Origin of the sequence: Streptomyces polygonati (assembly GCF_042650325.1) — a bacterium.
Classification (GTDB): Bacteria; Actinomycetota; Actinomycetes; order Streptomycetales; family Streptomycetaceae; genus Actinacidiphila; species Actinacidiphila polygonati.
The window spans coordinates 88,606-98,851 of sequence record NZ_JBHSBB010000008.1; the positions used below are offsets into that span (position 1 = coordinate 88,606).

The following is a 10,246-nucleotide window of genomic DNA, read 5'->3' on the forward strand; positions in this document are numbered from 1 at the left end:
CCGTCTTCCACCGGGCCGGGCGACCGTTGAGGCCACCCCAGGACCCTCACGAAGGAGGCAGCCAGGATGCTGGAGCAAGCACCGGCCGGGACCGGCGTAGCGGCCGCGGCGAAGGACGTGGCCGCCGTCGCCGAGCGATTCGCCGCCGAAGGCGACAGCCGGCGGCGGCTGCACCCAGAGGTGGCGGAGGCACTGCTCCGCGGCGGCTTCGCACGCCACTTCGTGCCCACCGACAGCGGCGGCGAGGCGGCCGGCTTCCAGGAGCTGACCGGCGCGGTCGCCACCATCGGCGAGGTGTGCGCGGCGACGGCGTGGTGCGCCTCGCTGGCGGCCAACCTGGCCCGGATGGCGGCGTTCCTGCCCGCCGAGGGCTACCGGGAGATCTGGGCCGGCGGACCCGACGTCCTGGTCGTCGGCTCGCTCGCCCCGGTCGGCCGGGCCCAGCCGGAAGCGGGCGGCTGGCGGCTGACCGGGCAGTGGCCGTACATCAGCGCGGTCGACTTCTCCGACTGGGCGCTGGTGTGCGCCATGGTCCCCACCGGCGGCGGCCGGCCGGAGGCGAAGTGCTTCGCGGTGCCGCGCTCGGCCTACTCCGTGGTGGAGACCTGGAACAGCGTCGGGATGCGCGCCACCGGCAGCAACCACCTCGTGGTGGACGACGTCTTCGTGCCGGCCGCGCGGACCTTCGACCGCGCCGACCTGCTCGCCGGCCGGCCGGTGGACGCGACCGCGGCCTGCCACACCGTGCCGCTGGAGGCCGCCAACGGCCTGTCCTTCGCCGCACCGGTGCTCGGCGCCGCGCGCGGCGCGCTGGCCGCCTGGTCCGAGCATATCGGCGCCAAGGTGCGCGCCGCCGCCTCCCGGCCCAACGCGCCCGGCCCCAGCCGTAATTGGTACGCCCTCGCGCTGGCCCGCTCCTCCGGCGAGATCGACGCCGCGCAGCTGCTGGTCCAACGGGTGGCCGAGGTCGCCGACCTCGGCGCGGCCGGAACTCCGATGACCACCACCCGCAACCTGCGCGACTGCGCCTTCGCCGTGGAGACGCTGGTGACGGCGGTCAACCGGCTCTACCAGACGGCCGGCACCACCGGCCAGGCGAGCGCCGGCCCGCTGGAGCGGGTCTGGCGGGACGTCAACTCCGCCTCCTCCCACGTCGCGCTCCAGTTCGAGCCCGCCGCGAACGCCTACGCGGGCCGGCGGCTGTGGGCTTCCTAGGAGCGCATCCCAGGTCACGGCCGCCGGCCCGCGCGGGCCGGTCCGCGCGCGGGCGGGGACGGGTGCGCCTCCTCGGAGGCGCACCCGTCAGGCGTAGCAGTCCGGCAGCCGTCCGTCGTTGAACTCCACCAGCTCGCCGAAGATCCGCACCACGTCCAGCGCGGAGCCCGGCGGAGCGCCGTCGAGTTCGGCGAAGGCGCGGTGCAGATTGCCGACCAGCCGCTCCGCGTCGAGCCAGTCCCGGTAGACGCCGGGACCGCCCTCCCGGGCGGTCGCCAGCGGGCTGAGACCGGCGGCGCGCCCCTCGGCGGCGGTGCGCTGGACCCAGCGCAGATAGCCGGCGGTCGCGTCCAGCACCTCCGGCCCGCACACCGGGCCGTGCCCGCCGACCACGGTCAGCGGCTCCAGCGCCCGCAGCCGCTCCACCGCCTCCAGCGAGCCCGCCACCGAACCCATCAGGACGAACGGGGTGCAGCCGGACATCAGTACGTCGCCGGCGAACAGCACCCGCTCCCCGGGGAGCCAGACCACCGTGTCATTGGTGGTGTGCGCGGGGCCGACGTGGATCAGCTCCGCGGTCCGCTCCCCGAGGTGCAAGGTGAGCCGCTCGCGATAGGTGACGTTCGGCAGGGTGACACCGACTCCGCCCCACTCGACGGCGGGGAACAGCCGGGTCAGTCCCATCCCGGCCGACTCCATCTCCGTACGGGCCAGTTCGTGGGCCACGACGGTGGCGCCCGCCCCGCCCACGATGGCGTTGCCGAACGTGTGGTCGCCGTGGAAGTGGGTGTTGACCACCAGCCTCGGCGCCGCGTCGGTGAGTCCGGCCACCGCGTCGCGCAGTGCCCGCGCCCTGGCCTCGGTGGCGACCGTGTCCACGACGGTCACCCGGTCCGGCTCCAGCAGCACCCCGGCGTTGTTGACGCACCAGCCGCCGACTGGCTGCACATAGGCGAACACGCCGTCGGCTATCTCCCGCATGCCGGGTCGGCCGGGCTCGATGGGCCGGGAACGCGTGGTCGGCATCGTCGTCATCAGGTCTCCGCCCCGGCCCGTTCGGCGCCCTCCACGGCCGCCTTGACGGTCCGCAGCGTCCGCAGGCTGTTGCCGCCGATCAGCTGCCGGACCCGGTCGCGCGCCCCGGCCACGCCGACGCCGGCGCCGAAGACCTCGCTGATCACGTCCGGGTCGAGGGCGATGTGATGCCGCGCGGTGACCTGCACCCCCTCCGCCACCGACTTCAGCCGCCACTCGCCGCCGTGGGCGAGCAGCCCGCGCGGCGTGGTGGTCTGCTTGTAGACGATCCGCTCGTCGCGGAAGCACAGCCGCACCGACCGCGTGGTGTGCGTCGAGCCGTCAGCGGCGGCGGTGTCCATCTCCATGATCTGCACCTCGGCGCCCGCGGTGGCGTCCGAGGCGGGCGCCGTCTCCAGGTCCAGCCGCGACACGTGCGGCAGCCGGGCCGGCCACCGGCCGGCCGCGTACAGGAAGTCGTAGACGTCCGCCGGAGCGCCGTCGATCAGCACCCGGTCGCTGAAGGAGAAGATCAGCTCGTCCTGGTCCTGGGCCCGCTCCGCCCATGACGTGACCGCGCCGATCTCCGCCTCGCTGTTGCGGTCGAGCGCCTCGCCGACGAACGCGCCCGCCCGCGGGTCGTTTCCCTCGGTGGCCCACTCGTGGTGCAGCACCAGCCGGCAGCCGCCGCCGGTGTCCTCGAACCGCCAGTGGCCCCGCATCCGGGCGATCGGCGGGCTCGGCTTCTCCTGCCGGAAGGTGATCAGGCCGGCCGCGGGATCCAGGGTGCGCTCCGAGGTCCAGCTGCGCACCTCGGATCCGACCAGCGCCCACAGCCTGATCCGCTGCCGCCCGGGGCCGCCCTCCAGCACGGTCGCAGCCAGGCACGGCGAGAACATCAGCGGCCAGCGGGTGACATCCGCGATCAGCCGGTACGCGCGGTCGCCCGGCGCGTTCAGCACCGCGATGTGATCCGCCGCGCGGGACTCCGCGGTCGTGGTCACTTCTGCCTCCATCAGTAGTTCCCCAGTCCGCCGCAGACGTTCAGCGCCTGCGCGGTGATGGCCGCCGCCGCGTCCGAGACCAGGTAGTCGACCAGGGCGGCCACCTCGCGCGGTTCGGTGTAGCGGCCGAGCGGGATCTTCGCCTCGAAGCGCTCCAGCACCTCCTGCTCGGTGGTGTCCCAGATGCGCGCGTAGTGCCGGCGGACGTCGCCGGCCATCGGCGTCTCCACGTACCCCGGGCAGACGGCGTTCACCGTGATCCCGGTGCGGGCCAGTTCCAGCCCGAGTGCCTTGGTGAAGCCGACCACGCCGTGCTTGGACGCCGAGTACGGGGCGCCGAACACCACACCCTGCTTGCCGCCGGTGGAGGCGATGCTGATCACGCGTCCCCGGTCGCGCTCGCGCATCAGGCCGGTGGTCAGCGCCTGCTTGGTCACCAGGAAGACGCTGTTGAGATTGGTGTTGATGACGTCGAACCACAGGTCGTCGGCGACCTCCGCGGTGACCCCGCCGCCGCTGCGCCCGGCGTTGTTCACCAGCACCTCGACGGGGCCGAACCGGTCGACCGCCGCCCGCACCCAGTCGCGTACCCCGGCCGGGTCGGTCACGTCGCAGGCCGCGCCGTCGACCGCGTGGCCGCGGTCCTGGAAGTCCTTGACCGTCTCGGCGACGGCGACCGCGTCCCGGGCGCACACGAAGACCGGGTGCCCCCGCTCGGCCAGCGCCTCGGTGACCGCCAGGCCGATGCCCCGGGTCGCCCCGGTCACCAGCGCCGTACCCCGCCCGGTGGCCGGTGCCGCGCTCACGCGGACCTCACCAGGGTGCCGTTGACGCGGTCCAGGAACTCGCGGGGTGTGGAGTCGATGCCGACCTCGTCGTCGGCCAGCGCGACGCCGAAGCGCTGGGTGACGACCGCCGCGGTCTCCAGCAGCGCGAGCGAGTCGTAGCCCAGGGTGGTGAACGGCAGGTCCAGGGCGTCCTCGCCCAGGGCGATCCGCTCGTCCTCCCCGGCGCACTCGGTGATGATCCGTTTCAGGTCGTCGAACGTCATGGGTGTCATGGCCTTTGACCCTCTCCTTCTCGGGACGGGCCGGCCGCCGAGGGCGGCGCGGCCTCGGGTGCGGTGATCACCAGGGCGGAGTTGAAGCCCCCGTGGCCGCGGGCGAGGACCAGCGCGGTTCGTACCCGGGCCGGGCGGGGTTCGCCGCGTACCAGGTCGATCCGGTGGCCCGGGACCGGCCGCTCGATGTTCGCGGTCGGCGGCAGCACGCTGTCGCGTACGGCCAGCAGGGCGGCGGCGACGTCCAGCGGCGGTCCGCCGCCGAACAGCCGGCCGGTCAGTGTCTTGGGCGCCGTCACCGGTACCCCGTAGGGGCCGAAGACGGCCTCGATCGCGGCCGCCTCGGCCGCGTCCAGCGCGGGTATCGCGGCCGCGTCCGCGAACACCACGTCCACGTCCGCCGGGGAGACCCCCGCGTCCGCCAGCGCGGCGCGGACGGCGCGTTCGAGCCCCGGCGGGCGCGGCGAGCCGGGCCTCGGGTCGAAGGTCGCCGCGTAGCCGGCGACCGAGCCGTAGACCCGCGGCGCGGCCCGCCGGGCCGCTCCGGCGGCCGGCTCCACCACCAGGATCGCGCCGCCCTCGCCGGGCACATGGCCGGTCGCGCGCACGTCGAACGGCAGGTAGGCGGCCGACGGGTCCGCGCTCTGCGAGATCCGGCCGCCCGACAGGTGCGAGACGAAGCCCCACGGGTCCAGCGAGGACTCCACCCCGCCGGCCACCACCAGGGCGCCCGAGGCGCGCAGCGTACGGCGCGCGTGGCCGATCGCGTCCAGCCCGCCGGCCTGTTCGGCGACGAGCACGCTGCTCGGGCCGCGCATACCGTGCCGGATGGAGATCTGGCCGGTGTTGACGGCGTAGAACCAGGCGAACGACTCGTACACGCTGACCTGTTGGGGCCCCTGGGTCCACAGCTTGCGGATCTCCCGGTGGGTGAACTCGAAGCCGCCGGTGGAGTTGGAGGTGGCCACGCTCATGTCGTACTCGGGCAGTTCGGCCGGGGTGACGCCCGCGTCGGCCAGCGCCCAGTCGGCGGCGGCCAGCGCCAGCCGGGTCACCCGGTCGGTCTGCGGCAGCAGCCGGCTGGGCAGGTGCTCGCCGGCGTCGAAACCGCTGATCCGGCCCACCAGCCGGGTCGGGTACGCCGACGCGTCGTAGTCGGCGATCGGACGGATACCGCTTTCGCCGCGCAGCGTCGCGGCCCACCACGCCTCGGTGCCCAGCCCGTTGGGGGCGGCCACCCCGATGCCGGTGATCACCGCCGCGGTGGTGCCCGCCGCCGGGGTGACGGCGCTGGCGGTTGCCGCCGCGCCGGTCATGAGGCCGCTCCGGGCCGGGCGAGGACCATCGCGCTCTGGAAGCCGCCGAAGCCGCTTCCCACGCTCAGCACGGCGTCGACCCGCCGCTCCCGTGCCTCGTTCGGCACGTAGTCCAGGTCGCACTCCGGGTCCGGCTCGTGCAGATTTGCGGTGGGCGGCACGGCGCCGTGCTCCATGGCGAGCGCGCAGGCGGCGATCTCGATGGACCCGATGGCGCCGAGCGAGTGTCCGACCATCGACTTGATGGAGCTGACCGGCACCCGGTAGGCGTGGTCGCCGAGGGTGTCCTTGAACGCGCCGGTCTCGTGGCGGTCGTTCTGCTTGGTGCCGGAGCCGTGCGCGTTGACGTAGTCGACCGCCTCCGCCGGCAGCCGGGCCTGGTCGAGGGCGCCGCGGATCGCGTCCGCCATCTCGCGGCCCTCCGGCTTGAGGCCGGTCATGTGGAAGGCGTTGCAGCGGGTCGCGTAGCCGGCGATGACACCGTAGACATGCGCGCCGCGGGCCCTGGCGTGCTCCAGCTCCTCCAGGACGAACATCGCGGCGCCCTCGGCGAGGACGAAGCCGTTGCGGGTGCGGTCGAAAGGCCGCGAGGCGTGCTCCGGGTCGTCGTTGCGCGGGGTGGTCGCCTTGATCGCGTCGAAGCAGGCCACCGCGATGGGGGAGATCGGGGTGTCGGCGCCGCCGGCGATCATCACATCCGCTGACCCCTCGGCGATCAGGTCCCGGGCGTGGCCCACCGAGTCCAGACCGGAGGTGCAGCCGGTGGAGACCACCGTCGCGGGCCCCTCGGCCCCGGCGGCCCAGGCGACCTCCACCGCCAGCGAGCTCGGCGTGAAGGCGTCGAACAGATGCGGCGAGAGATAGCCCGCGTCGACCTCCCACGTGCGGCCGCTGTCGCTGAGCACCTGGTACTCCGCCTCCAGCCGGGTGGTGCCGCCCACCGCGCTGCCCACGCTGACGCCGACCCGGTGCGGGTCGAGTTCGGCGAACTCCAGGCCGCTGTCGAGCAGGCACTCGCGGGTGCTGACCACGGCGAGCTGCGCGGCCCGATCCATCCGGCGGATCTCACGTGCGGTCAGCCCGTAGCGGTTAGGGTCGAAGTCGACTTCGGCGGCGACTTGGGACCGGAACCTCGAAGGATCGAAGAAGGAGATGGTGCGGGTGGCCGTTCGGCCGGAGACCATCAGGTCCCAGAACGCCTTCTTGCCGACTCCTCCCGGCGCGACGACGCCTATCCCGGTGATGGCAACGCTTCGTTTCACGTGGTCAGCCCTCTCTGACGGGCCCTGCATGGACGAACCGCGACGGCACTGTCGGGTGCCACGACTGTGTTCGGCGGGCCTCAAACCCTGCTTGAGGAACGCTGGCGCTGCGCTGGGCCGCGGTCCGGCGCCGCTCGACCCCCGATCCAGCGCCGGCCGGGATTCCCACCGGCGGCGTACCGGAACCAGCCACAGGAGTCCCGATGACCCTTTCGCCCGAATCGTCGTCCGCATCGTCGTCCGCATCGTCGCCCGAACCGTCGCCGGCGCCGTCGGGACGGGCGGCTGAACAGCCACCCGGCGCCGCCCGGCCGGGGGAGCGGAGCCCGGCCCGCCGGACGGTGCTGCTGTTACCGGGACAGGGCGCGCAGCGCGAACGGATGGCCGCCGGACTCTACGGCTCCGACGCGGTGTTCACCGCGCACATGGACGCCTTCTTCGCCGGGTACGGCCCGGACGGCGCCGCGTTGCGGGACGTGTGGCTCCGGCCGGCGCCCAACCCGAAGCTCGGGGACGCCCTGCTCACGCAGCCGCTGCTGTTCGCGGTGGGGCAGGCGCTGGGCCGCGCGGTCGCGGAGTGGGAGGGGGCGCCGCAGGTGTATCTGGGGCACAGCGTCGGCGAACTCGCCGCGGCCTGCCTGGCCGGGGTCTTCGGGCCCGACGAGGGAGGCGCCCTGATGGCCGCCCGCTCGAAGGCGCTGGGCACCGACGGCGCCGGGGGCATGCTGGCGGTCTCGGCGCCGGCCGACGCGATGGCGCCGTACGCCACCGGCGAGGTGGCCGTCGCCGCGGTGAACGGACCGCGGCAGACGGTGCTGGCCGGTCCGGACGGACCGCTCGACTGGACCCAACTGCGCCTGACCGAAGGGGGCTTCACCTTCATGCGGCTGCGCAGCTCGCACGCCTTCCACAGCCCGGTCCTGCGGCCGGCCGCCGACCGTTTCGCGGCCGTGCTCGGCCGGGTGGGGCTGCGCCCGCCGCAGGCCGAGCTGTACTCCAGCCGCACCGCGCGGCCGGTGCGCGCCGACGAGGCGGTGCGGCCGGAGTTCTGGGCCGGCCAACTCGCCCTGACGGTGCGGTACTGGCCCGCGCTGTCCGCCCTGCTCGACACGGAGGGGACGGAGCCGGGCCTGGTGCTGCTCGACGCGAGCGTGGACAACAGCCTGTCGGCGCCGGTCCGCCGGCATCCGGCGGTCCGCGGCGGCGCCACCGTCGTCGTACCGCTGCTGGCCCCCGGCACGGAGGGGACACCGGCCGAGCTGGCGGCTTTCGAAGCGGCCCGTGAGCAGGTGCTGCGGTCGCGGGAGGGATCCCCGGCTCAGGCCCCGGTGAGCTGAGAGTTCACATAGGTGATGAGTTCGCCCGGCGTGTTGAGTTCGTTGAGCTCCTCGTCGGGCACCGTCACCGGGTAGTCGTCCTGGACGCGCATCACGATCTCGTACACCAGCAGCGAGTCGTAGCCGAGGTCGTCGAACTTGCTGTCGAGCGCGGAGTCGCCGAGCGCGGCGGTCTCCGCCTCGTCGACCCCGCAGGCCGTGACGATCGCCTTGAAGTCGGTGAAAGTGAACGCTGCCATGAGGATTCCTTCCGGAACGACACGCGGGACGGCAGGGCCACCGTCGGGGACCGGCCTCGAGCAGCGGTCGAACAGCGCTGGTCACCGGCGGCTCCGGCCCTGCTCGACGCGACTTCGAGGCGGGAGCGCGACCGTGGGCGGTCGAATGCCGTAACGGCGCCGTCCGCACCTGTCCGGGAGACACGACCATGCCGCAGCAGATCAAGGTCGCTGAGGGCGGCCACAGCGCGATCCTCGGGGTCGGCGGATACCGGCCGCGCCGGGCGGTGGCGAACGACGAACTGTGCCGCCGCATCGATTCCACCGACGAGTGGATCGTGAGCCACAGCGGCATCCGCGAGCGCCGCTTCGCCGCCCCCGACGAGACGCTGCCCGCCATGGCCTCGGCCGCGGCGGGCAAGGCGCTGGCCCATGCCGGGGTGCAGCCGTCGGCGGTCGACCTGCTGCTGGTGGCGAGCATGTCTAATCTGGTGCAGACCCCGCCGCTGGCCGCCGTGGTGGCGCACGACATCGGCGCCCGGCAGGCCGCCGCGATGGACCTGTCGGCCGCCTGCGCGGGCTTCTGCCACGCCCTGGCGGTCGCCTCGGACGCGGTACGGGCGGGCAGCGCCCGCCATGTGCTGGTCATCGGGGCCGAGCGGATGACGGACATCGTGGACCCCGCCGACCGTACGATCGCCTTCCTCTTCGCCGACGGCGCCGGCGCCGTGGTGGTCGGCCCCAGCGACACACCCGGTATCGGGCCGGTGGTCCGCCGGGCCGACGGGGCCTTCGCGGGCGCGCTGCGGATGACGGCCGGCTGGGACTCCTTCGCCGCCGACCCGGCGGCGGCCGGCCGGCCCTGGATGCGGATGGACGGCCGGCGGGTGTTCCGCTGGGCGATGGACGAGGTGGCGCCGGCCGCCCGGCGCGCGCTCACCGTGGCGGGGATACCGGCCGCGGAGCTGGGCGTCTTCGTTCCGCACCAGGCGAATCTGCGGATGATCGACCTGATGGCCGAGCGGCTCGGCCTGACCGACCGGACCGAGGTGGCCCGCGATGTCGTGGTCAGCGGCAACACCTCGGCGGCCTCGGTCCCGCTCGCCCTGGAGGCGATGCTCGACTCGGGCCGGGCGCGCGGCGGGCAGAGCGCGCTGCTGCTCGGTTTCGGCGCGGGACTCAACTTCGCCGGACAGGTCGTGCTGCTGCCGTAGCGGTCCGGGCCGCCGCCTCCGGTGTGAGCACCGCTCCATCCGCGTTCGAGGCGTCCCGGTCAGGATCGTGGCCCCTCCCCGCGCCGCGCGGAGCAGCCAGGGAAAGAACAGGAAAGGCAGGAAAGAGATGTCGATGGACCCGGCGAACCGGACGCCGTCACCGGACCTGTACGCGGAGATCCTGCACTTCTACGCCCGCCAGATGCACCTGATGGACGGCGGCGACTTCGCGGGGTTCGCCAAGACCTTCGCCGAGGACGGCGTGTTCACCCTCGCCGGCGGCCGGGGTGTGCTGGAGGGCCGCGAGGCCATCCGGGCCGCTTCGGAGGCCGCCGAGGCGCGCTACCGGGGCGGCCAGCCCCGTCACTGGTTCGACATGATGATCGCCGACCGGGCCGCCGACGGCACCGTCGCCACCACCTATTACGCCCTGGTCACCGTGACCGGCCGGGACGGCTCGGTCGTGCTGGAGCCGAGTTGCGTGGTGCGCGACACCCTCGCGGAGCGGGACGGCGAACTCCTCAACCTGACCCGGACCATCGGTCGTGACGACGTCGACCGGCCGCCGGCCGGCTGAGACCGGACAGGGGTGGGTCCCGCGCCGGC

11 protein-coding genes are annotated in these 10,246 nt (G+C 74.0%); 4 read left to right on the plus strand and 7 right to left on the minus strand.

Annotation, left to right across the window (positions count from 1 at the left end; translation table 11 throughout):
* Positions 1 to 66 precede the first annotated feature (66 nt).
* Complete coding sequence (locus ACFO3J_RS09105; RefSeq protein WP_386427927.1) at positions 67 to 1,215, plus strand: acyl-CoA dehydrogenase family protein; 1,149 nt, start codon at positions 67 to 69, stop codon at positions 1,213 to 1,215.
* A gap of 87 nt (positions 1,216 to 1,302) precedes the next feature.
* On the opposite strand, the gene ACFO3J_RS09110 is transcribed toward ACFO3J_RS09105, so the two are convergent.
* From ACFO3J_RS09110 to ACFO3J_RS09135, 6 genes are read right to left on the minus strand one after another with little or no spacing between them, the layout of a single operon-like run.
* Positions 1,303 to 2,250: an MBL fold metallo-hydrolase gene (locus tag ACFO3J_RS09110; RefSeq protein ID WP_386427928.1), complete on the minus strand. Its 948-nt coding sequence runs from the start codon at positions 2,248 to 2,250 to the stop codon at positions 1,303 to 1,305.
* Positions 2,250 to 3,245 carry an aromatase/cyclase gene (locus ACFO3J_RS09115; RefSeq protein WP_386427929.1) on the minus strand — a complete coding sequence of 332 codons (996 nt, stop codon included), beginning with the start codon at positions 3,243 to 3,245 and terminating at the stop codon, positions 2,250 to 2,252. Before ACFO3J_RS09115 ends, ACFO3J_RS09110 begins: the two co-directional genes overlap by 1 nt.
* On the minus strand, positions 3,245 to 4,039 hold the full coding sequence (gene fabG / locus ACFO3J_RS09120) for a 3-oxoacyl-ACP reductase FabG (protein ID WP_386427931.1): 795 nt from the start codon (positions 4,037 to 4,039) through the stop codon (positions 3,245 to 3,247). The genes ACFO3J_RS09115 and fabG overlap by 1 nt, the downstream gene beginning before the upstream one ends.
* Entirely contained in the window at positions 4,036 to 4,293 is a 258-nt protein-coding gene (locus ACFO3J_RS09125) for an acyl carrier protein (protein WP_386427933.1), read from the minus strand. The genes fabG and ACFO3J_RS09125 overlap by 4 nt, the downstream gene beginning before the upstream one ends.
* Positions 4,290 to 5,609, minus strand: a complete 1,320-nt coding sequence (locus ACFO3J_RS09130) for a ketosynthase chain-length factor (protein ID WP_386427934.1) — start codon at positions 5,607 to 5,609, stop codon at positions 4,290 to 4,292. Before ACFO3J_RS09130 ends, ACFO3J_RS09125 begins: the two co-directional genes overlap by 4 nt.
* The gene (locus ACFO3J_RS09135) at positions 5,606 to 6,901 is read right to left on the minus strand and encodes a beta-ketoacyl-[acyl-carrier-protein] synthase family protein (protein WP_386427935.1); all 1,296 of its coding nucleotides are present in this window, start codon (positions 6,899 to 6,901) and stop codon (positions 5,606 to 5,608) included. The genes ACFO3J_RS09130 and ACFO3J_RS09135 overlap by 4 nt, the downstream gene beginning before the upstream one ends.
* Positions 6,902 to 7,251: 350 nt before the next feature.
* Between ACFO3J_RS09135 and ACFO3J_RS09140 the strand changes: the two genes are divergently transcribed.
* Positions 7,252 to 8,208: an acyltransferase domain-containing protein gene (locus tag ACFO3J_RS09140; RefSeq protein WP_386427937.1), complete on the plus strand. Its 957-nt coding sequence runs from the start codon at positions 7,252 to 7,254 to the stop codon at positions 8,206 to 8,208.
* On the opposite strand, the gene ACFO3J_RS09145 is transcribed toward ACFO3J_RS09140, so the two are convergent.
* Positions 8,190 to 8,447: a phosphopantetheine-binding protein gene (locus tag ACFO3J_RS09145; RefSeq protein ID WP_386427938.1), complete on the minus strand. Its 258-nt coding sequence runs from the start codon at positions 8,445 to 8,447 to the stop codon at positions 8,190 to 8,192. The genes ACFO3J_RS09140 and ACFO3J_RS09145 overlap by 19 nt on opposite strands.
* A 188-nt stretch (positions 8,448 to 8,635) precedes the next feature.
* Between ACFO3J_RS09145 and ACFO3J_RS09150 the strand changes: the two genes are divergently transcribed.
* Positions 8,636 to 9,640: a beta-ketoacyl-ACP synthase 3 gene (locus ACFO3J_RS09150; protein ID WP_386427939.1), complete on the plus strand. Its 1,005-nt coding sequence runs from the start codon at positions 8,636 to 8,638 to the stop codon at positions 9,638 to 9,640.
* Between the two features lie 133 nt (positions 9,641 to 9,773).
* Positions 9,774 to 10,217: a nuclear transport factor 2 family protein gene (locus ACFO3J_RS09155; protein ID WP_386427941.1), complete on the plus strand. Its 444-nt coding sequence runs from the start codon at positions 9,774 to 9,776 to the stop codon at positions 10,215 to 10,217.
* Positions 10,218 to 10,246: the final 29 nt, after the last annotated feature.